The sequence below is a fragment of the Prevotella sp. P3-92 genome (genome assembly GCF_002251205.1).
In the GTDB taxonomy this organism is placed as follows: domain Bacteria; phylum Bacteroidota; class Bacteroidia; order Bacteroidales; family Bacteroidaceae; genus Prevotella.
Window position 1 is genome coordinate 1 of the sequence record NZ_NPJE01000024.1, and the last position, 22,058, is coordinate 22,058.

The 22,058-nt window shown below is 47.2% G+C and carries 24 protein-coding genes; 14 read left to right on the forward strand and 10 right to left on the reverse strand.

Annotation, left to right across the window (positions count from 1 at the left end):
* Positions 1 to 53 precede the first annotated feature (53 nt).
* Genes CIK93_RS03895 through CIK93_RS13595 form a run of 3 tightly spaced genes read left to right on the forward strand, consistent with a single transcriptional unit; the run spans position 54 to position 1,549 of the window.
* Positions 54 to 1,211, forward strand: coding sequence for a hypothetical protein (locus CIK93_RS03895; protein WP_144007582.1), 1,158 nt, complete (start codon positions 54 to 56; stop codon positions 1,209 to 1,211).
* 54 nt (positions 1,212 to 1,265) lie between these two features.
* Positions 1,266 to 1,454: a hypothetical protein gene (locus CIK93_RS03900; RefSeq protein WP_094446646.1), complete on the forward strand. Its 189-nt coding sequence runs from the start codon at positions 1,266 to 1,268 to the stop codon at positions 1,452 to 1,454.
* Positions 1,451 to 1,549 (forward strand): smalltalk protein, encoded by a 99-nt coding sequence (locus CIK93_RS13595; protein ID WP_158214619.1) that lies wholly within the window; start codon positions 1,451 to 1,453, stop codon positions 1,547 to 1,549. The genes CIK93_RS03900 and CIK93_RS13595 overlap by 4 nt, the downstream gene beginning before the upstream one ends.
* 977 nt (positions 1,550 to 2,526) lie before the next feature.
* Here the strand turns inward: CIK93_RS13595 and CIK93_RS03905 are convergent.
* Complete coding sequence (locus CIK93_RS03905; protein WP_254046730.1) at positions 2,527 to 3,183, reverse strand: VWA domain-containing protein; 657 nt, start codon at positions 3,181 to 3,183, stop codon at positions 2,527 to 2,529.
* 858 nt (positions 3,184 to 4,041) lie between these two features.
* On the opposite strand from CIK93_RS03905, the gene CIK93_RS03910 reads away from it, so the two are divergent.
* Complete coding sequence (locus CIK93_RS03910; protein WP_173815113.1) at positions 4,042 to 4,431, forward strand: hypothetical protein; 390 nt, start codon at positions 4,042 to 4,044, stop codon at positions 4,429 to 4,431.
* A gap of 394 nt (positions 4,432 to 4,825) precedes the next feature.
* Here the strand turns inward: CIK93_RS03910 and CIK93_RS03915 are convergent, their stop codons facing one another.
* The 9 genes from CIK93_RS03915 to CIK93_RS03955 all read right to left on the reverse strand — a co-directional run bounded on the left by CIK93_RS03915 (position 4,826) and on the right by CIK93_RS03955 (position 12,701).
* Complete coding sequence (locus CIK93_RS03915; protein ID WP_094446675.1) at positions 4,826 to 5,401, reverse strand: Maf-like protein; 576 nt, start codon at positions 5,399 to 5,401, stop codon at positions 4,826 to 4,828.
* Positions 5,402 to 5,476: 75 nt separating this feature from the next.
* The gene (locus CIK93_RS03920) at positions 5,477 to 5,995 is read right to left on the reverse strand and encodes an HAD family hydrolase (RefSeq protein ID WP_094438921.1); all 519 of its coding nucleotides are present in this window, start codon (positions 5,993 to 5,995) and stop codon (positions 5,477 to 5,479) included.
* On the reverse strand, positions 5,992 to 6,765 hold the full coding sequence (locus tag CIK93_RS03925; RefSeq protein ID WP_094391047.1) for a Rossmann-like and DUF2520 domain-containing protein: 774 nt from the start codon (positions 6,763 to 6,765) through the stop codon (positions 5,992 to 5,994). Before CIK93_RS03925 ends, CIK93_RS03920 begins: the two co-directional genes overlap by 4 nt.
* On the reverse strand, positions 6,765 to 7,289 hold the full coding sequence (locus CIK93_RS03930) for a nitroreductase family protein (protein WP_094391048.1): 525 nt from the start codon (positions 7,287 to 7,289) through the stop codon (positions 6,765 to 6,767). The genes CIK93_RS03925 and CIK93_RS03930 overlap by 1 nt, the downstream gene beginning before the upstream one ends.
* A 52-nt stretch (positions 7,290 to 7,341) precedes the next feature.
* Complete coding sequence (pfkA, locus tag CIK93_RS03935; protein WP_094446647.1) at positions 7,342 to 8,319, reverse strand: 6-phosphofructokinase; 978 nt, start codon at positions 8,317 to 8,319, stop codon at positions 7,342 to 7,344.
* A gap of 35 nt (positions 8,320 to 8,354) precedes the next feature.
* Positions 8,355 to 9,725, reverse strand: a complete 1,371-nt coding sequence (locus CIK93_RS03940; protein ID WP_094446648.1) for an SLC13 family permease — start codon at positions 9,723 to 9,725, stop codon at positions 8,355 to 8,357.
* Between the two features lie 78 nt (positions 9,726 to 9,803).
* The gene (locus CIK93_RS03945; RefSeq protein WP_094446649.1) at positions 9,804 to 10,562 is read right to left on the reverse strand and encodes a nitrilase-related carbon-nitrogen hydrolase; all 759 of its coding nucleotides are present in this window, start codon (positions 10,560 to 10,562) and stop codon (positions 9,804 to 9,806) included.
* A 15-nt stretch (positions 10,563 to 10,577) separates the two neighbouring features.
* Positions 10,578 to 11,384: a DUF4738 domain-containing protein gene (locus tag CIK93_RS03950; protein WP_094446650.1), complete on the reverse strand. Its 807-nt coding sequence runs from the start codon at positions 11,382 to 11,384 to the stop codon at positions 10,578 to 10,580.
* Entirely contained in the window at positions 11,385 to 12,701 is a 1,317-nt protein-coding gene (locus tag CIK93_RS03955; protein WP_094446651.1) for a UDP-glucose/GDP-mannose dehydrogenase family protein, read from the reverse strand. It abuts the gene before it with no gap.
* A gap of 162 nt (positions 12,702 to 12,863) precedes the next feature.
* On the opposite strand from CIK93_RS03955, the gene CIK93_RS03960 reads away from it, so the two are divergent.
* From CIK93_RS03960 to lysA, 10 genes are all read left to right on the forward strand, one after another.
* The gene (locus tag CIK93_RS03960) at positions 12,864 to 14,033 is read left to right on the forward strand and encodes an SPOR domain-containing protein (RefSeq protein WP_094446652.1); all 1,170 of its coding nucleotides are present in this window, start codon (positions 12,864 to 12,866) and stop codon (positions 14,031 to 14,033) included.
* On the forward strand, positions 14,030 to 14,575 hold the full coding sequence (locus tag CIK93_RS03965) for an FHA domain-containing protein (RefSeq protein ID WP_094438910.1): 546 nt from the start codon (positions 14,030 to 14,032) through the stop codon (positions 14,573 to 14,575). Before CIK93_RS03960 ends, CIK93_RS03965 begins: the two co-directional genes overlap by 4 nt.
* Positions 14,576 to 14,997: 422 nt before the next feature.
* A complete protein-coding gene (gene purU / locus CIK93_RS03970) occupies positions 14,998 to 15,864 on the forward strand; it encodes a formyltetrahydrofolate deformylase (RefSeq protein WP_094391056.1) in 867 nt (288 codons plus the stop codon).
* A gap of 1 nt (position 15,865) precedes the next feature.
* Positions 15,866 to 16,501 (forward strand): imidazole glycerol phosphate synthase subunit HisH, encoded by a 636-nt coding sequence (gene hisH / locus CIK93_RS03975; protein ID WP_094446653.1) that lies wholly within the window; start codon positions 15,866 to 15,868, stop codon positions 16,499 to 16,501.
* A complete protein-coding gene (hisA, locus tag CIK93_RS03980) occupies positions 16,498 to 17,232 on the forward strand; it encodes a 1-(5-phosphoribosyl)-5-[(5-phosphoribosylamino)methylideneamino]imidazole-4-carboxamide isomerase (RefSeq protein ID WP_094446654.1) in 735 nt (244 codons plus the stop codon). The genes hisH and hisA overlap by 4 nt, the downstream gene beginning before the upstream one ends.
* 33 nt (positions 17,233 to 17,265) lie before the next feature.
* The gene (hisF, locus tag CIK93_RS03985) at positions 17,266 to 18,024 is read left to right on the forward strand and encodes an imidazole glycerol phosphate synthase subunit HisF (protein ID WP_094391059.1); all 759 of its coding nucleotides are present in this window, start codon (positions 17,266 to 17,268) and stop codon (positions 18,022 to 18,024) included.
* Entirely contained in the window at positions 18,021 to 18,668 is a 648-nt protein-coding gene (gene hisIE, locus CIK93_RS03990) for a bifunctional phosphoribosyl-AMP cyclohydrolase/phosphoribosyl-ATP diphosphatase HisIE (RefSeq protein ID WP_094391060.1), read from the forward strand. The genes hisF and hisIE overlap by 4 nt, the downstream gene beginning before the upstream one ends.
* A 21-nt stretch (positions 18,669 to 18,689) precedes the next feature.
* The gene (locus CIK93_RS03995) at positions 18,690 to 19,454 is read left to right on the forward strand and encodes a cell division ATP-binding protein FtsE (protein WP_094391061.1); all 765 of its coding nucleotides are present in this window, start codon (positions 18,690 to 18,692) and stop codon (positions 19,452 to 19,454) included.
* Between the two features lie 42 nt (positions 19,455 to 19,496).
* Complete coding sequence (locus CIK93_RS04000; RefSeq protein ID WP_094433973.1) at positions 19,497 to 20,816, forward strand: aspartate kinase; 1,320 nt, start codon at positions 19,497 to 19,499, stop codon at positions 20,814 to 20,816.
* Positions 20,817 to 20,890: 74 nt separating this feature from the next.
* Positions 20,891 to 22,051: a diaminopimelate decarboxylase gene (lysA, locus tag CIK93_RS04005; RefSeq protein WP_094391063.1), complete on the forward strand. Its 1,161-nt coding sequence runs from the start codon at positions 20,891 to 20,893 to the stop codon at positions 22,049 to 22,051.
* Positions 22,052 to 22,058 lie beyond the last annotated feature (7 nt).

A 22,058-nucleotide genomic window follows, 5' to 3' on the forward strand; every position in this document is an offset into this window, starting at 1 on the left:
ACTAACAACTATTCCCCAGAACCCCCACTGGTCTAACAAACGGGGGAAACAAAATGGCTATTCTAAATGGACTTATCAAAAAAATGAGTGGATCGGCTGGTCAGTTGACTTTCAAGACTGTCAATGGTCGTACCGTAGTATCGGAGAAAGTGACCAAGGTACGCAACACCCGCACCAAGGGACAACAGCGTCAGCGCATGAAATGGGTGAACATCGTCCGCATGTATGCAGGACTCGTTCCGCTGCTGAAAAATGCCTTCGAGAGGAAAGCGCAGTACCACACCGACTACAACATGTTCGTCCGTGCGAACAGCGTGGCAGCTCCTGTCTATCTCACCAAGGCTGAATCGGATGGCGGCGCATGCATCGCAGCTCCCTATCAGATCACCCAAGGCACGCTGCCCTCTATCTCGGTGAAGGGTACTGGCGACGAGGCGGTAACCAGCATCAACCTCGGAGGTCTCGCCATCGACGAGAATACCACGGTGAAGGACTTCGCCAAGGCGGTGGTGACCAACAATCCGGAGTTTGACTACGGCGACCAGATCAGCTTCTACAAGGTGTTGCAGCGTCTGAACGCGGAAACTCAGATTCCCTACTGCGCCTTCAGTGCAAGCTACGTAGTGCTCGACAAGGAATCGACTGCAAAGCTCTGGGATCTCGTTGACAAGGTGGGATTCGCTGCAAAGGAGGGCTTCCTCGCCCATGGCGAGAACGAGGGCGACGGTGTGTTTGCCTGGGTACACAGCCGCAACGACTACGGCAAGACCAAGGTATCGACCCAATACCTCATCGACAACAACAGCATGTTGCAGGCGTACAAGACGGACGATGCGTTCACCAAGGCGTGCAAGAGCTACGGCAGCAGCGCCGATGTGTTCCTCACTCCCGACGGCAACGGTTCGGTAGCTCCCGTCACTCCCGCTGTCCCCGATGTGACTCCCTCCGACGGGAAGTTTGAGGTCAAGCTCCTCGCCAATCCCTCTGTCGGTGGCACGGTGACCGGTGCAGGTCGCTACCCTGCGGGTCAGTCGGTGGAGATTAGTGCCTCGCCTGCCGAAGGCTACCAGTTCAACCGATGGAGCGATGGCGACACCAATGCCTCACGCAGCATCACGCTCAGTTCAAACACCGCCCTCACTGCCTACTTCCAGTCGGATAGCGACACTGGTGGTCAGGAGCCCGGTGGTGGTGGTGGACTGGAAGGCTGAACCACAGAGTCCTGCGGAACGTCCGCGGGACTCTTTAACCCTCACTTTTAGCGTATGAAACGAATACTCTCATTAGCCAGTTTCGTCTGTGCTATCCTCTTCGCTGTAGCTGGCATGATAATGCCTCCGCAAGGTGAGATTTCGGGATCCGTCCTCATCCTCGTTGCCCAGCTCTTGATACTGTGTGCCACCTTCCTCGGCATTAAAGACTATCACAACATCATCAACAGAAAATTATCATGACTCAAGATTCTAAAAACAAGTGGAGCGTCATCATCAACATTGCTTTGACCACCATCACCGCCGTGCTCTCGGCCCTTGGTTTCACCATCGGGTGACACTCCCTCTGGCAAACCCATGAACCGCCCCGTGTGGTTCGTGGGTGTTTTTTATCCACGGATCACACTCTAAGCGGATTCTTTTGGGGGTTGCTTCGCAAGAAATCTTTGGAGGAAATCTTCATGTAAAATCTAAGGACCTAAACGGTCCAGAAATCTATATTTAGTTTTAATCCGACAACCCTAAAATATTTCTTGTGAAGCAACATCTTAATCAAGATTTCCACATAAGATTTCTTGCGCTCGCGCAACCCAAAAATAAAGGATGCAAAGGTAAGAGGTCAATATCATCAATCCCAAGCGTTACAGTTGACAGTTGACAGTTTCCAAAAACGTTTTTGCGTTTCAAATAACAGATAACAGATAACAGTTTCCAAAAACGATTTTTTTTGTGTTACAAGCGTTACAGTTTGACAGTTGACAGTTTTGGGAAATGGATTTTTTTTGGGGGGGGTGCTTCGTAAGATGTTTTGGAGTAGCGAAGACAGAGTGAGAGACGCGGCTTTCACTATGCTGAGTCACGACAAAACAAACCATAGGTAAATCTTTGGAGGAAATCTTCATGTAAAATCTAAGGACCTAAACGGTCCAGAAATCTATTTAAGATTGCTATCTCCCTAAAATATTTCTTGCCGTAGGCAACATCTTAAACAGGATTTCCCCAAAAGATTTCTAGCCTTCAGGCTACCCCAAAAAAATCCACGGATCACACGGAGGACACGGAGAAAGATTTTCGTTAAAGATTTTTTTTGTGTTACAGGCGTTACAGTTGACAGTTGACAGTTTCCAAAAACAATTTTTTTAAGATGCCACAGAGAAAGGTCAATGTCATAACGGAACGTCGGATATTTGGGGATGACAACGACCTACCCCGTGACATACGTGACATGAAGAGTGGGGTTTCGGGGGATTCTCTGCTCCGTTATAGTAGCGACACTGGAAGTATGACCAGTGTCGCTTATCTTCCTTTATGTATATTATACCTTGTCTTTGTCTTCGTCAAAGTAACTGCCTATAGGCATTTCACGTTTGCAGTATAGACATTCATTATAACGCTCTCGGCTTCTGCGCTCCTTGGCGAACATTCTTTCTGTTGACTCGGCATCTTCGGTAAATGAAAGGTGGTTGTCAATGGCCATGGAACCTGCCATGCCTTCCACATCGAGGTCTTCTGTACCAATGAGCGTGAATGTCCAGCCTTGCTTCTTCAGCTTCTCAATGAGGTTCTTGACCATCTTGAGATTGTACTCCACAGAACAGTTTTCCTCGCCGTCGGTGATGATGGTAACAAGAACATTATCATCGGCTTCTGTCTGTGCGTTGATCTTGGCAATTCCCTTGCCGATAGCATCGTAAAGTGGAGTGGCTGCACATGGCTTGTAATCCTTCAGAGTCAATGGACATGCCTCTGCTGCATTGATATTGTCATAGTGGAGCTTGAAATGATCGCTGTCAAAGGTGATGAGGGTGATTCGCTGCTCCAGGTCTTTGTGGGCTTTCTGCATCTTCTGACAGGTGGTGATGGTCTCGTTGATACCTGCTAGTGCTTGTCTGCGGATGATATTCATACTGCCTGATTCATCGATGATAACAAGGTTATATACTCTCTTGGTGGTTTTGCTTTCTGTTGTCATAATTGTTGGAATTTAGATGATTAAACATTGATTTATAAGACGTCTTTATACATTAAGAAGAATATAGGGTAAAAAAATTAAGCAGAAAACTGTAAAAACTCGATTTTTTTGATTGAAAAAGATTATCTTTGCAGTTAACTACAAAAGTTCAATATGATGGAACATGCTGATAAATACATCATTGACGGATTCCGCTCGTTCGATCCTGCTATAACCAAAGAATACTTCTATGGTTACTGCCGTCGCGCATATAACATATATGATTATAAATACCAACTCCGCAACAAGACGGGACTGGACTTCTACTCACTGGCACATGAGTATTACATCCATCTGCTGAAATTCAAGTTCAAGCCTCTATTGGATAAGCCAAAGGAGATGAAACTCTCCACTTGGATGGCCAAAGGTTTTCACTTTGTTGTACTCGATGCGCTGAAAGCATACAACAAGGAATTTGAACACAAAGCTGAGGAAGCTGCTGACGTGGTACTGGAATATGTTCGATCTACCGATAAGGAAGAGGGATTGCTCTCTTATGTGGCAGAGGCTGTTGCAGCTCACTACCATGACCGTATCATGCATGAAATTGCATTCATGATCTTCCGTGCCGGTTTCAAACAGAAAGAGGTGGCTGCGCAACTGGGAATAACTCCAGCAGCCGTTAATCAACGATACAAGAAAATGATGGAAGAGGTGGTGACTCCTTTCGTTATAGAAAACTATGGATCCGGTCTTTACACAGGCACTATGGAATTGTTGTGTAAAAGAATGGACAAGGAGACTCCACGCGGCACATCTTGTTATGCTCGCATGTACGAGGAGCTCGGACATTCTATTATGGCAAAAAATCAATCATATATGGACAACAAGCGTATTACTCCTTCTTTTATATCTTCCCTCAAATCAAACGAGATATTTGTTTTCGGTTCAAACCTTCAAGGTATTCACGCAGGTGGTGCAGCACGTATGGCTCACACGAACTTCGGTGCTGTCATGGGTAACGGTGTCGGTATTCAGGGGCAGTCGTATGCCATTCCTACCATGCAAGGTGGCGTAGAGACTATCAAACCTTATGTGGATGAGTTTCTGGCATTCGCTTCTCAGCATCCTGAAATGCACTTTCTCGTGACTCCTATAGGTTGCGGCATTGCTGGCTTTGAACCAGAAGACATCGCTCCACTATTCATAGCAGCTAAGAATGTGGAGAATATATCTCTGCCAGAAGAGTTCTGGAGTATAATAAGCTAATTTATTGAAAACAAACATGAAACAAGGGGACTTGCCCCCGTGTTTTCACTTTTGTCCTTACAGGACGTAGTTGATAATATGCCATGATATCCTCAGGGCGTTGCCCTGAGCTAGGAAAACCATTGGGCTTTCAGCCCGTTATTGCTTGTTACGTGATTCCGTGTCGTGTGATCCGTGTGACATTTAAAAATTTCTGTAGTTTCTATGTGATATAAAGAAAAAGGGAAGCGTCTTCACAGATTGCTTCCCCCGAGGAAAATGATAAATATAGATTAAAATTACTAGTTGCGTGATACAAAGGTACAATTTAATTTCAGAATAGCAACACTCTATCAACACCAAAATGCATTTTAAGCACGTTTTTTAACCATTTATGCATATTATAAGTGTGCTATTAACATTTATTAAGCGCCTCATAGATGCGTTGCACCGGTAATCCCATCACATTGAAGTAACTGCCATGAAGGGAAGTCACGCCAATATATCCTATCCACTCTTGAATGCCATAGGCGCCAGCCTTGTCGAAAGGACGATATGTGCGGATGTAATAATCAATCTCGTCGTCTGACAATGTCTTGAAAGTGACATCAGTAGTGACAGAAAACGATTCGCGATGATGACGGGTAACCAGACACACTCCGGTTGTCACTTGATGGGTTTTACCACTCAGCTTGTGCAACATGGTGCGGGCCTCTTCCTCATCGGCTGGTTTGCCGAGCACTTCCTGTCCTACAATAACCACGGTATCGGCTGTAATGACAAGTTCGTCATCATGCAGGGTCGGCAAATAGGCGTCTGCTTTCTTCTGCGAGATAAATCCTGCCACCTGATCTACGGGAAGCGATGGTGGATAATTCTCGTCGATGTCGGGTATTACCCTTACCTCAAAATCCACATCAATGCCTGCAAGTAATTCGCGACGACGCGGAGAATTGCTTGCAAGGATTATCTTGTATTTGCTGTTTAACATCATTTGTCGTGTCCCTTAACTTCTCTCTAACTTCCCTAACTTCCCTTAACTTCCCCACATGCGCAACTGAGGGAATTACCACCCGAAGGCTTTTTCATTCTTCAGCCATTTGCCTTGTGCTTTCAATACTTGCTCCAATACGTCGCGACCGCAGCCGTAGCCTCCATCGTAGTCGCTGACATAAAGACTGGCTGCCTTGACTTCGGGACAGGCGTCGTGCGGACATACAGGACAGCCTGCCAAGCGTAGCACTTCGAGATCGGGTATGTCATCGCCCATGAACATGACCTCTTCGTCGGTCAGTCCGTATTTCTCCTTGAACTGCTGATAGACCTTGATCTTAACGGATGCTCCAAGATGGATGTCTGTCATTCCCAGGCCTTCGTAGCGTTTGCGTACTGACTCGATAAGACAACCTGAGATGATGGCCACACGGAGTCCCATCTTCACCGCCAGTTGAATGGCATAACCGTCTTTGATATTGACGGTACGCAAAGGGGTTCCGTCGGCACCAAGTGAGATGGTTTCGGCAGAGAGAACTCCGTCCAAATCGAAGATTACGGCTCGAATCTTTTGTAAATCGTAGTTTATCATTTTGTCAATGCTGTGCGTTGTATGTCTTTGGAAAACTCTTCATAGATAGTTGCCAACCAAGGTGTAGAGGACAACAGATCGAGATGGTGGGTGACCACATTCATGTCGTTGCGAACGGCAGGACCTGTCTGTGCTTCAACAGGAGTGAGCTGATGGACTTTTCGCGCTGTCTCGTCGATCAACGGCAACATGACACGGAAGTCTATGCCGTGACGTTGCAACACCTCTGCCGACAACGCATAACAATGGTTGGCGAAATTGCAGGCAAAGACGGCTGCAACATGCAGGTATTGGCGGTCGGCGCTGGACAACGGATAGGCTTTTGCCTTGATGCTGTCTGCCAAGGCTAAAGCGGTCTGCAAGGTCTGATCGTCGCTTCCCTCTACAAACAAGGGAATGACTGAGAAATCGACCAACCGCTCCTTGGAAAACGACTGCATGGGATAGAACACTCCGTAATGGCGGGCATGCGCCAACACGTCAATAGACATGGATCCTGCGGTATGAAAGAAGATTTGTTCTTCCCTACCCTTCACCACTTGTCGGGCTATGTCTTCAAGGGCATTGTCGGAAACCGAAAGGATAAAGGCGTCTGCCCTAACAGGCAGTTTGTCTATCCTGTCGGTAGGACACGCACCAACACGCTGCGCCAGTTCCTGGGCAGACTGCATGGTACGACTATATACTGCCACGATGTCATGGCCCACTTGATGGAGGGCAACGGCAAGATTGGTGGCGAGGCGTCCTGCGCCAATCAATACGATCTGCATCAGAACTTGTTGAGGTGTACGTTCTCCCACTTCAGCCGGTCTTCATTCTGAGGCTTGCGTTCGTCTGCTTTATGACCGACTGCCAAGATGCAGAGGCAATGAAGGTTTTCGGGAATGTCGAGCACACCCTGGATAACCGTATCGGCACTTGTACCGTCGGAAAGTCCTCTGCCTCTCATCTGCACCCAGCATGAACCAAGTCCGAGGGCCTCTGCCTGATACTGCATGGAAATGGCAGCAATAGAACCGTCTTCCACCCAACAGTCGTTCTGCAGGGGATCACCCAGCACAACAATGGCCAATGCAGCACCCTTCAGAAACTGTCCGCCCAAATCTTTGGCGTCGGAAAGTTTTTCCAGGTCGGTCTTGTCGTCAACCACGACAAACTGCCAGGAGCGCTGCCCCTTGGAGGTGGGTGACATCAGTCCGGCACGCAATATTGTCTTTACATCGTCTCCGTCGATTTCCTGTTCGGTAAACTTACGGTGGGAACGACGCATCTGTACTAAATCCTTAAATTCCATATTCTGTGTTTATAACTTATTATGATGGGATTGTCAACAAGGTCCGTCCAGATCAGATGCTCAGTTCATCAAGCACCTTGATCAGTCCTTTGTTTAATGGTTTGTCGCTGCGGATGGCTTCGCTGAATGGCACAAAGACCACTTCGTTATTGCGCACGCCAATCATCACATTGCGCTGGCCCTGCATCAGTGCCTTGATGGCTCCTACGCCAGTACGGGAGGCCAGGATGCGGTCGTGGGCGGAGGGACTTCCACCTCGCTGCAAATGTCCCAGAATAGATACTCTCACGTCAAACTCAGGGAATTCCTTCTTCACACGGTCTGCATAGTAGAGCGCACCGCATTTGGGACTCTCGGAAACGATGACGATACATGATTTCTTAGACTTTCGGATGCCGCGCTCCATGAAACGTGCGAGCTGATCGACATCGGTAGATTCCTCAGGAATGATGGCTGCCTCTGCACCACAGGCGATGGCTGAGTTTTGAGCAAGGAAACCAGCGTCACGACCCATGACTTCGATGAAGAAGATGCGTTCGTGGGAGTTGGCAGTATCGCGAATGCGATCGACACACTCCATGATGGTATTCATCGTAGTATCGTAGCCGATGGTTGAGTCAGTACCGTAAAGGTCGTTGTCAATAGTGCCTGGAAGTCCCACTACGGGGAAGTCGTACTCCATAGCAAAATTGCGTGCACCGGTCAACGAACCATTACCGCCAATGACCACAAGGGCATCTATCTCTTCCTTGATACATGTATCGTATGCCTTCTGCATGCCTTCAGGAGTCATAAACTCCTTGGAACGGGCAGTTTTCAGGATGGTACCGCCTCGCGTGATAATGCCACTCACATCCTCAGTCGTGAACGATTTCACTTCGTCTTTGATCAGTCCGTCGTAACCGCGGTAGATGCCTTTTACACTAAGTCCATTACAGATACCCGAACGGGTGACGGCGCGAATGGCTGCATTCATACCGGGAGCATCTCCTCCCGATGTAAGTATTCCTATTGTTTTAATCTTAGACATAATAATATGGTATTAATGAGTTATCCTTCTTAATATTATAATAGGTGTAGTTCTGCCCACAAGACGGCAAGTCCCAACAACCATCCTACTGCAACTTTCGATGTGAGATGGCGCAGATACCATCCCAAACGAACATGTTCCATCTTCATGAGTGCCACACCGCTGACCGATCCTACACAAAGCAGGCATCCGCCTACAGCCGTTGAGAACACCATAATCATCCAATATGCTCCGTTTACCGCCATCTCCCCACTCTCTGCCAGAGGATAGAGCATGATATGGTTTAAGCCCACGGTAAAGGAGTCTGCCACGGCACTAAGCAGTCCTGCTCCAATGCCAAGCAACCAATTGTTATGGAATGTTTCTGCCAACCAAATGCCTATATCGCCAAGCACTCCCGTTTCAAGCATGACACCCATGCCCATCATGATTCCCATGACAAACAGAATTTGCTGGATGGTGCCATATTGTAAGGCACGGGGGATGCGACGCTGCGCCATCTGATCAGCATTCATCAATCGGCGGTTGAAAGCTTCGTTGACAAGCCAAAGCACGCTCAAGACGCACAAAGCGCCTAAGAAGGGGGAGAGTTTGGTGATATTGTGAAATGTTGGGATGAACCACAATCCGCCGATGCCCACAAAGAGCATGACCAATCGTTGCCAACGGTTCAGACGAGTATCGTCACCACGGTAAGGAGAGGCTATCCACTCGGTATCGAGGCGGTCGGGCAACTCACGATTGATGAGCATGGTAGGAACTATCCAGGCTATCAGGGCAGGCAACAGCATATAGGCTGAGAAATGGCTGGCGGTAACCATGCCATCGCCCCATAGGATAAGTCCGACGGGATCACCTATTACCGTAAAGCATCCGCCACAAGTTGCAGCAAGCACAATGGCAGAACCTACGAGCATCCGTTGGCGTCCGCTCTGCAAAACATTATTCATGATGACAAGCATCATCGTAGTGGTGGTAAGGTTGTCAAGATTGGCAGAGATGATGAAAGTGGCCAGGGTAATGGTCCACAGTAATCGTTTGGAGTTGCGTGTCCGGATCCATTCGGAAATGAAATCGAAGCATCCGTTGTTGTTCAACAGTTCGATAATCGACATGGTGGCCAACAAGAACATAACGATTGCCGCAGCCTTGCCTACATACTTCAAGAAGACATTCTCGCAAATGAAATACTTGACTGTTTCACTATTTGGAGTGCGGCCTGATAGGTATTCGAGGTAATCCGCAGGGTGTTGCTGCATGACAAAGTCTGTGCCATAACAAACATAGACCACCCATCCAGCCGTGCCAAGGAACATGGCAATTGCAGCTTTGTTGACACCGGTAAAATGACCAGTGGCAATCAGCAAATATGCCGCAACGAACATGAGTACGATAATCAGTGTCATAGGTTTACGCCTTTTATTTTGTTGCGACTACAAAGGTAGGCTATTTTCAGCAAATGCGCAACGTTTTTGGAGAATATTTCAATCACGGTCATCGAGCACAGGGAATTTTTCACGTCTTCTTAACAGTTCCGACTGGGAGAGTGCTACGCTGACAGCCTCTGCTGTATCGCCAAGAGAAACCATCGTGCGACCGATAGGGTCAATGGCGCAACTCCCACCAATATAATGTGTGACTAAATCGTCACCGACCCTGTTGACTCCTATGAAATAGGATTGATTCTCTATAGCCCGGGCGGCTGTAAGTATCTGCCAAGCCGATTGGCGACCTTGGGGCCAATTAGCCACCAAGAGGATGACATCATACGCCCGATCGTCTGCATAACGTATCCAGCAGGGGAAGCGCAGGTCGTAACAGGTCAGCAGAAGGATTCTCATTCCTTCATACTCGACAATGGTGTGATGCTGTCCGGGAGTATAATGTAGGTTTTCGCCGCCATAAGAGAAAAGATGATGCTTGTCATAATACACCACACGGTCATGGCGTCCGTCAACAAAATAAAGTCGGTTGCGATATGCCCCTTCATCATCTCGTACGGCAAGACTGCCACAGATGGCACAACGGCGCCGTGCCGCTTCTTCCTTCATCCACTGCAAAGCCACGCTATGCTTTTCATCTGGAACATTCTCCATGGTGTCTGTTACAAATCCGGTACTCCACATTTCCGGCAAGACATATAAATCGCTTCCTGGCTGGGAGTCCATAAGAGCTGTTGCACGCAAGATATTCCCGCGTTCATCCATCCATTTAGAGTCAATCTGTAACAGCGTGACTTTCATCTTTTTAACGCCTTATCAATAATTCATTTGTTTAATAGACATTTTGCCATTCAGCGATACAACGACTTCTGCCTGATAACAACTGGCATCATCTGGAATTCCTATGGTTGCCAAGAAACGGAATCCGTCGGCACCGACCTTATCATATTCCAAATTTCCCAATACCGACTGTTCCAAGACACCTTTGGGCACATATTTTTTAAACATCTGTTTGCGGAAATCCTGTGAATAAACGCGTGCTGAACCCTGGAAGATACTCAGATGGATAATATTGTCGTAATAGACATTCTCCACTTGAAGTCCGTCGTCATTATAACTGTTTTTCGTCACCTTGTATTTGGACGGATTGACTGCCACATAACAATGATAGCGGTTTTTGTCGTACATCACCACGGTATCGGTCTTTGTGATCTGTCTGCTTGTAAGAACCTTGCCGTGGCGTTTTCGCTTAAAGACATTCGCGTCTTCCGGATCGGTACTCTTGACAAGTTTCACCACGTCACCTCCGGCATTCTTGAACCACAATACATGGGGCATTTGCTTGACGATAGGATATTTGATGTCGTTGTCGCCAATAAACAAGGTGTCGTTGATCACACGGAAATAGGCAGGCACACTGGTAGAGTCAGAAAAATAGACGGTATCGCCCTGCATCTTAAAGACCACCATCTCTGATTCCTGATCCATCCAAACGCCTTGCAACAACTGTTTGGCTTGCTTGCTTTCTGCACGCTCTTCTACTTGACCAGCCGATTGTTGTTTACAACCGACAGATAGAAAGACAGACACAACGAGACAAAGAGTATATTTCAATTTACACATTCACTTACCAATACATTGATATTCAAATCCATTTTCTTCAAGTTCCTCGCTATCAAAAATATTACGACCGTCGATGACCAGCGGGCGTCGCATGGCCTTACGAATCACTCCCCAGGTGGGCAAGCGAAACTCTTTCCATTCGGTCAGCAACAGAAGTGCATCTGCTTCAAGTACAGCGTCATACATATCACGACAATAAGAAATACTATCGCCGATACGACGCTTACACTCTGCCATGGCCACAGGGTCGTAGGCACGAACCGTACATCCTGCCTCAAGCAGCAATCCGATCATGACGAGTGCTGTGGACTCACGCATATCGTCGGTTTCCGGCTTGAACGAAAGTCCCCAAAGGGCTATCGTCTTACCTTCAAGCGACTCTCCGTCGAAAGCACGTTTCAGTTTATCGAAGAGTATGCTCTTCTGACGCTCGTTGACGCGCTCCACCGCCTTGAGCACCTCCATGGAATAGCCGTTTTGATCGGCAGTTTTGATCAGCGCCTTCACATCTTTAGGAAAACAACTTCCACCATAGCCACAACCTGCATAGAGGAACTTGCGGCCAATGCGGGTATCTGCTCCTATTCCTGCACGTACCATATTGACATCCGCACCCACGCGTTCACAAAGGTTGGCAATATCGTTCATAAATGAAATACGCGTGGCAAGCATGGAATTGGCTGCGTATTTAGTCATTTCCGCAGACGGAATATCCATAAAGATGACACGGAAGTTATTGATAAGAAATGGCTTATAGAGTTTTGTAAGCACCTTCTTGGCCTGTTCACTCTCCACACCAACCACTACACGGTCGGGAGACATGAAATCCTTAATAGCATTTCCCTCTTTAAGGAACTCAGGATTAGACGCCACATCGAAAGGAACATCCACTCCACGCTTGGCAAGCTCTTCCTCTATAGCCTTGCGCACCTTACGGGCCGTACCAACAGGAACTGTCGATTTGGTAACCACAACCACATAATGATTCAGATTCTGACCGATGGTGCGTGCAACCTGCAATACATATTTAAGGTCTGCAGAACCATCCTCATCGGGAGGTGTTCCAACAGCCGAAAATACAATCTGCACATCATCAAGTACAGCAGTCAAATCGGTAGTGAACTTCAGACGACCGGCTGCCACATTCTTCTTAACAAGTTCGTCAAGTCCGGGCTCATAAATGGGAATCTCCCCATTCTTAAGTCGCTCGATTTTGCCGGCATCAACGTCCACACACGTCACATTAGCTCCCGTATCGGCAAAACAAGTACCCGATACAAGACCCACGTAACCAGTTCCAACAATTGCTATATTCATATTCCTTAATTAATATTATTATAAAGAGACTGACATAAGCCACCTATCTCTTTTTTTGTGGTTTTATGTTTGCAAAAGTAACAATTATTCTTTTAATACGGAAATTTTTTTTTGCTTTTATAGCGCTTTTATCTTTATTTTTATTTGTAATTCTCGTAAAAAATGAGTAATTTTGCACACGTGATTGAACTGAAGAGACATTTAGAGATATTGTTGCTTGACAACGATTGCGTCGTGGTCCCCGATTTCGGAGGCTTCGTAGCATATCATGTATCTGCACATTTTGACGAAACAGACAATACGTTTATTCCGCCAATGAGAACTCTTGGCTTCAATCCGCAACTCAAGATGAACGACTCGCTCTTGGCACAGTCATACGTGGAAGCCTACGACATCAGCTATCCCGAAGCCATACAACGCATCGAGAATGAAGTGGCCGAGTTGCGCGAAACAATCGCTCAACAAGGATCATATATACTCGACGGAATAGGTACGCTGTCAGGCAACGATGAAGGCGGATACCTCTTCACACCCTGTGAAGCAGGAATTTTGACACCAGACCTTTACGGCTTAAACACCTTCAACCTTGCTCCAATAGCCGAAAGCCTCTCTCTTGCCGACACAAACCAAAAGACAGAAGAAACTGCGAAAGCCGACGTTCCTGCTCCAAAGGTACAAACGCCCGCAACTCAAACAAAGAGCGTTGCAATCCCCCAGCCCACCCTTACTGAGATCTTGGATGAAGACGAAGACGAAGAGCGAACCATCAGTATCAAACTCTCGTGGATTCGCAATACCGTTGCCGTGGCTGCATCTGTCATTCTCTTCCTCATGATGAGTACGCCCATAGCCAACAGCAACTATAGTTCGCAAGCCATCACAGGACTAAAGCAAGACATGGTCTATCAACTGGTCAATAAAGATGCGTCTGACAAGCCGGCTATTACAAAGTCCGTAGTGGAAACGATTCATAAACCAGTAGCTGACGCCACAAATACGCAAGAGTTCAATAGCGAGCCGGTACGTAAAATAGAAAAAGAGGCTATCAGCGAAAAAAGCGCAGAGAAACCGGCTGTGACCCGTCCAAGCAATACCGCACGCCCCTACTGTTTGGTTCTGGCAAGTCGCGTGAAGAAGGCCAATGCCGAAGAATTTGTAAAGAAGCTCAAAGACCGTGGATTTAAAGACACGGAGATCTATATTCACAACAATGTGGTAAGAGTGACCTATGGACATTTTCGTACTGAAGACGAAGCCTATAGTGAACGCAACAACCTCCGCTTTGAAGATGATTTCACCGAAGCGTGGGTTTATAAAAAGACTAATGTATGAAGCGTATCCGTTGCCCAAAATGTGATGCGTATATCACGTTCGACGAAACAAAATACGAAGCAGGACAATCCCTGGTATTTCAATGTGCCGAATGCGGAAAGCAGTTTGGCATAAGAATCGGCGTTTCAAAACTCCGAGAAACTCAACGTAAGGAGAACGAAATTGCCAATGCACAATTCTCCAATCTGGAAACAGACTGCGGAAGTATTGTTGTGATCGAAAACGTATTCCACTACAAGCAAGAATTACCACTACGCATGGGTGATAATGTCATAGGACGCTATCAAAAAGGAAATCCTATCAACACTGCTTTCGAAACTGTTGACCCAAGCGTGGACCTCAATCATTGTACCATCACGGTAAGTCGCAACAAGCGTGGCGAACTGCAATATACACTCAGCGACAACAATAGCAATACTGGAACATTTGTTGACAATGTAGAGCTTTCACCTCGTGAGCGCAGAAGTATTGAAGACGGAACTCTCTTCACCCTTGGTGCAACAAGTATTATACTGCGCACCCCACAAAAGGAAGAAGAATAATCCCAGTCATATTTCCACCTCGCAGAACTTTACAAGCAAATAAGTATAACTTACTTATTGACAAAAACATAATACATATCAGGTAATACAACAGGGTTGCCTGATGTGCATCTTTGTATTCAAAATTTACGTCAAAACATACTTACGATTTACCTTCCACATCCGAACGCCACATCCCGACCCCATCCCGACGGCTTCCCGAAGCCGAGAGCAGAGCTGAAAGTTCACTTTTGAGCTTTGCCGAGGCAAAGAAGACCAGGTCAAAGACCGCCAGCATTTACCCACATAAAGAATGCAAACAGCATTATTATGCAGAAGAAATTGCAGAATAGCCATTTTTCATTCATTACCTTTGGTAATGTAACAAAAAAACAGTATCTTTGCAAGGAATTAAATCAAAGATACAAACACCCTTAAAGAAAATGAAAAAACCAACAGCCATTCTGCTCCTACATTGCCCCGACCAACAGGGCATTATCTCTGAAGTGACCCGTTTTATCACAGACAACCAAGGCAACATCGTATACCTCGATCAGTATGTTGACAAACAAGACGGGATGTTCTTTATGCGAATTGAATGGGAATTAGAAGGCTTCACGATTCCACGCGAAAAAATTTTAGAGTATATCAACACACTCTACGCACAACGCTACCAGATGACCTGCAACCTATATTTTTCTGACAAACGCCCAAGAATGGCCATCTTCGTATCCAAAATGAGCCATTGCCTCTACGACCTGTTGGCACGTTGGAAAGCCGGAGAATGGGAGGTTGACATTCCATGCATCGTATCCAACCACGAAGACCTGCGCTATGTGGCAGAGCAATTCAATATTCCATATTATGTCTGGAGCATCAAGAAAGACCACTCCAACAAAGCCGAGGTAGAGGCTGCTGAAATGGAACTGCTCAAGAAAGAAAAAATCACTTTCATCGTTCTCGCACGATACATGCAGATCATCAGCGACGATATGATTAAGTCCTACCCCAACCATATCATCAACATCCACCACTCATTCCTCCCGGCTTTCGTAGGCGCAAAGCCCTACCACCAAGCATGGGAACGTGGTGTGAAGATCATCGGAGCCACCAGTCATTATGTAACAGCAGAACTCGACGCAGGCCCCATCATCGAACAGGACGTGACACGAATCTCCCACAAAGACACACCAGAAAGCCTCGTGCTGAAAGGTAAAGACTTGGAGAAAATCGTGCTCTCACATGCTGTATCCAAACATATTCAGCGTAAAATTCTGACATTCAAAAACAAGACAATCATATTCTCATAATATGCAGGTAGCCATCGTAAAATATAATGCAGGCAACATCTTCTCGGTAGTCAACGCACTACGCAGACTGGGTATAGAACCCCTGCTGACCGACTCTGCCGAAGCGCTGCAACAGGCAGACAGGGTGCTCTTCCCTGGACAAGGTGAAGCACGCGGTGCCATGGAATACCTCAAGGCTCGACGCCTCGACGAAGTAATCCGCTCGTTGCGCCAGCCCGTGCTCGGCATCTGCGTCGGCCAACAACTGCTCTGCCGCCACTCAGAAGAAGGCAACGTCGATTGCATAGGAATATTTGAAGCAGAAGTGAAGCGATTCTGCCCACAACATCACGAAGACAAAGTTCCCTGCATGGGATGGAACAAGATTATCAAGCCATCTGCCGACACGACCGGACACGATACGCCTTGCGCCCTCTTCAAAGGACTACCAACCTTCGGACCAAGCGAAGGAGAGGCTTACGCCTACTTCGTTCATAGCTACTATGTTCCCCTCTGTCAGCAAACGGCTGCCGTGGCAGACTATATCCTCCCCTACTCGGCAGCACTTCAAAAAGACAATTTCTATGCCTGCCAGTTCCACCCGGAAAAGAGTGGAAAGACAGGCGAAACAATCCTCAAAAACTTCTTGGCCCTATGATAGAACTCATCCCTGCCATTGACATCATCGACGGACAATGCGTCCGACTGACCAAAGGTGACTACAACCAGAAGACCGTCTATCACAACCGGCCTGCTGACGTTGCTGCCGAATTTGAAAAACTCGGTTTCAAGCGCCTCCATGTCGTTGATCTCGATGGGGCAAAATCCAAACATATCGTCAACAAGGAGACACTACAGGATATCACAACAGAGACACAGCTCACCGTAGATTTTGGAGGAGGCATCAAAACCGACGACGATATCGAGAAAGCATTCCGTCATGGAGCAAGCATGGTTACCGTAGGATCCATTGCCGTGACAAATCCAGAACTCTTCATCTCATGGCTGGAGAAATACGGAGCTGAACGCATGATTCTCGGAGCGGATGTACGCAACGGAATGATTAGCATCAACGGATGGAAAGAGGACTCTGCTGAACCGCTGCTTCCCTTCCTCAAACGCTACATCGACGCAGGCGTCAAATACGTACTCTGTACAGAAATCTCAAAAGACGGAACACTACAAGGGCCTGCCATTGACCTTTATCGTCAGATCATGGAGACTTACCCCCAACTGCATCTCATCGCAAGCGGAGGAGTATCCTCACTCGACGACATCAAAGCACTCGACGCTGCAGGAATCCCTGCCGTGGTCTTTGGAAAAGCCATCTACGAAGGACGTATCGACATGAAAGAACTCATGGCTTACCATAACGCCTCGGCACAATGACAACATAAGAACAACAAGAGAATATTCAATAATATGGGACTTGCCAAACGAATCATACCTTGCCTCGACGTAAAAGACGGACAAACCGTCAAAGGCACCAATTTCGTCAACCTCAGAGCTGCAGGAGATCCTGTGGAACTGGCTAAAGTATATAGCCAGCAAGGAGCCGACGAACTGGTTTTCCTCGACATTACCGCCTCCTACGAAGAGCGCAAGACCTTTACAGAAATGGTCACACGGGTGGCACAGGAAATCAATATCCCCTTCACCGTCGGCGGAGGCATCAACGAACTTGCCGATGTGGAGCGCCTGCTCTATGCCGGCGCAGACAAGGTGAGCGTCAATAGTGCGGCCTTGCGAAATCCGAAACTCATAGAAGATATTGCCAACCGATTCGGTTCTCAAGTCTGTGTATGCGCCATCGACGCTCGCAACGATGAGGACGGATGGCATTGCTACCTCAAAGGCGGAAGAGAACGCACCGAACACAACCTCTTTGAATGGGCACACGAAGCACAAGAGCGCGGAGCAGGAGAAATCCTGTTCACAAGTATGGACCACGACGGAGTAAAAACAGGATTTGCCAACGAAGCCCTGCGCCAACTCACAGACAACCTCTCCATACCCGTCATCGCAAGCGGAGGAGCTGGAGCAATGGAACACTTCCGCGACACTTTCATAGAAGGACATTCAGACGCAGCACTCGCAGCAAGCGTTTTCCACTTCGGCGAAATCGCCATACCGACACTCAAACAGTATTTACACCAACAAGGCATCAAAGTAAGATTATGAAAATAGATTTTGAAAAAATGGACGGCCTCGTGCCTGCCATCATCCAGGACGCAACAACAAAAAACGTGCTCATGCTCGGCTTCATGAATGAAGAGGCCTATAAGAAAACCATCGAAACAGGTCATGTCACATTCTGGAGCAGAAGCCGTCAGACCCTTTGGACAAAAGGTGAGACGTCTGGACATTTCCTCAATCTCGTCAGCATCAAAAACGATTGCGACAACGACACGCTCCTCGTCAGAGTCAATCCCGTTGGACCTACCTGCCACACAGGTACCGACACCTGCTGGGGAGAAGACAACGAAACAAGTCCCATACTTTTCCTCACCGAACTGCAGGATTTTATCGACAAGCGCAAAAAGGAAATGCCTGAGGGATCTTACACAACAAGCCTTTTCAACAAAGGCATCAACAAAATATCACAAAAAGTTGGAGAAGAAGCACTTGAAACAGTAATAGAAGCCACAAACGGTACTGACGAGCACCTGGTCTATGAGGCATCAGACCTGCTCTACCATCTCCTCGTCATGCTTACCGCCAAAGGACTCCGCATCGAGGATGTCGCAGCAGAACTGCAAAAACGCCACGACCCCAACTGGGACAAAAAACGCCGCCAAGAAAAGGCTAAAGGAACTATGAAATAAAACTTTTTAAAGCTTCCATATATGCTGATAGACTATAAAAACGCCACCATCCGCCAAGATGACGGGTCTCTCGTACTCGAACATGTGGATTTCCATGTCAACGAGGGCGAATTCATCTACATCATCGGTCGTGTAGGTTCAGGAAAGAGTACACTACTCAAAACACTCTACTTCGAACTCGACTTGGACGAGGCAGACAATGCCATGGTTTTCAACCACGATATCCGCAAATTGAAACGCAGATACGTACCTGCCTTGCGCCGACAGATGGGAATTATCTTCCAGGATTTCCAACTCCTGAGCGACAGAAACGTTCACGACAATCTGCAGTTTGTGCTCAAAGCTACAGGATGGAAAGATAAGGAAGAAATCGAACAGCGCATCAGCGAAGTCCTTGAAGACGTTGAAATGACAGAAAAAACAGAGCGAATGCCTCACGAACTCTCCGGCGGAGAACAGCAACGCATCGCTATTGCACGCGCCATTCTCAACAAACCCAAGGTTATCATAGCCGATGAACCAACAGGCAATCTTGACCCAGAAACAGCCAACAACATCATACAGCTGCTGAGAAATGTTACACAGACAGGAACGTCCGTCGTAATGACTACCCACAATATTCCTTTGCTGAAGGATTATCCTGGCATCGTCTATCGGTGCTGCGGAAAACATCTCGAACTGGTTACCGACGATTACAACAAGATCATGATGCTCTCCGACGATACTGACAGTTCGCAGGAAACATACAACAGCGGATATGAAGTGCGAGAAGACCTGTCTGTTTGAAGCAAAATACAAAGTAGAACAAAATTAAAATAAACATACACTATGAAAGTAATGAAATTTGGCGGTACTTCGGTAGGTTCACCAAGCCGCATGAAGGAAGTTGTCAACCTGGTTACGAAATCAGGTGAACCCGTTTTCATCGTTCTCTCTGCCATGTCAGGAACAACAAACTCTCTGATAGAAATCTCTGATTATCTCTACAAGAAGAATCCGGAGGGAGCGAACGAAGTGATCAATATGCTTGAAAAGAAATACATGAAGCATGTTGAAGAACTCTACACCACCGACGAGATGAAACAAAACACCCGTGAATTCATCGCATCGGAGATGAACTACCTGCGCTCCTTCACCAAAGAGCTCTTCACTTCGTTTGAAGAGAAAAGCATTGTGGCTCAAGGTGAAATGATGTCAACCAACATGGTGGTCAACTACATGAAAGAACAAGGTATCAAGGCTGTACTGCTCAACGCACTCGATTTCATGCGCACCGACAAAAACTCGGAACCTGACCCCACCTACATCCGCGAGAAACTCTCTGCCATCATGGAGAAGAACCCTGACAATCAGGTATATATCACCCAAGGATTCATCTGCCGTAATGCCTATGGCGAGATAGACAACCTCCAACGTGGCGGTTCTGACTATACTGCATCGCTCATCGGAGCAGCTATCAACGCCGAGGAAATCCAGATCTGGACAGATATTGACGGTATGCACAACAACGACCCACGTGTCGTTGAAAAGACCGAACCCGTACACCACCTCCATTTCGAAGAGGCTGCTGAATTGGCATATTTCGGTGCTAAAATCCTGCACCCCACCTGCATCCAACCTGCAAAATATGCCGGAATCCCCGTACGTCTGCTCAACACGATGGATCCTGAGGCTGAAGGTACTACCATTTCCAACCAGACTGAATATGGCAAAATCAAGGCTGTTGCTGCAAAAGACAATATCATCGCCATCAAGATCAAGTCTAGCCGCATGCTCCTCGCAACAGGTTTCCTGCGCAAGGTATTCGAAATCTTTGAGAGCTACCAAACTCCTATCGACATGGTTTGTACGTCAGAAGTGGGAGTTTCCATGTCAATAGACAACTCCGCACACCTTGGAGAAATCGTTGACGAACTCAAGAAATACGGCACAGTAACCGTAGATACCGGCATGTGCATCATCTGTGTGGTAGGTGACCTCGACTGGTCAAACATCGGATTCGAAACCATGACGCTCGACGCCATGAAGAATATCCCTGTTCGCATGGTCAGCTATGGTGGTTCTAATTATAATATCTCATTCCTTATTCGCGAGGAAGATAAGAAACGTGCACTTCAAAGTTTAAGTGATACCTTATTCAATAAGTAAAACCAACGACAAAGGGAGGAGACCTCTCTACTAAGGCTCCTCCCGATTGCCTGAAATGCAAAATAGACAACACAATGACAAAAGGACAATTTCCCACCCATAAATTTCAACAACTCCGCACCCCTTTCTACTACTATGACACAGAACTGTTGCGCAAGACTCTTCAGACCATCTGTCAAGAGACTATGCGACATGAAGGTTTCTGCGTACACTATGCCGTAAAAGCTAATGCAAACCCATACCTGCTCCGCATCATCAGAGAGGCTGGACTGGGAGCCGACTGCGTGAGTGGCGGCGAAATAGAAGCAGCTCTCAAAGCAGGATTCCCTGCCTCTAAAATTGTCTATGCGGGCGTAGGAAAGAGCGACTGGGAGATCAACCTCGGACTCGACAAAGATATTTTCGCTTTCAACGTGGAGAGTATTGCCGAATTAGAGGTTATCAACGAACTGGCTGCCGCCAAGGGAAAGGTGGCTCGCATTGCCCTTCGCATCAATCCTAACGTAGGAGCACACACCCATGCCAATATCACCACCGGACTGGCTGAAAATAAATTCGGTATTGCCATGGACGACATGCTGGCAAGCATCGAAGAAGCTGCCAAACTCAACAACGTGAAATTTGTAGGCCTCCATTTCCACATCGGAAGCCAGATCCTCGACATGGGCGATTTTGAAGCGCTCTGCAACAGAATCAACGAACTGCAGGACCTACTGGAAAAACACCACATCCAGATAGAAAACGTCAACGTGGGCGGAGGTCTCGGCATCGACTACCAACACCCCAACCGAGTCCCCATTCCCAATTTCCAGGATTATTTCAACGTATATGCCAAAAAGTTGCGCTTGCGTCCAGGACAAACCCTACATTTTGAGTTAGGTCGTGCCGTAGTCGCACAATGTGGAACGCTCATCGCGCGTACCTTATATATAAAACAAGGCGCCGTCAAGCAGTTTGCCATCATCGACGCTGGAATGACAGACCTCATCCGCCCTGCCCTCTATCAAGCCTATCATAAGATAGAGAACATTTCGAGCGACGAACCTGCCGACACCTACGATGTGGTAGGACCAATCTGTGAGTCAAGCGACGTATTTGCCAAACAGATAGACCTCAACAAATGCCATCGTGGTGACTTGATTGCCATCCGGTCTGCTGGAGCTTATGGAGAAATCATGGCTTCACAATACAATTGCCGCCAACTGCCGAAAAGCTACATGAGCGAAGATCTATAAACACCAT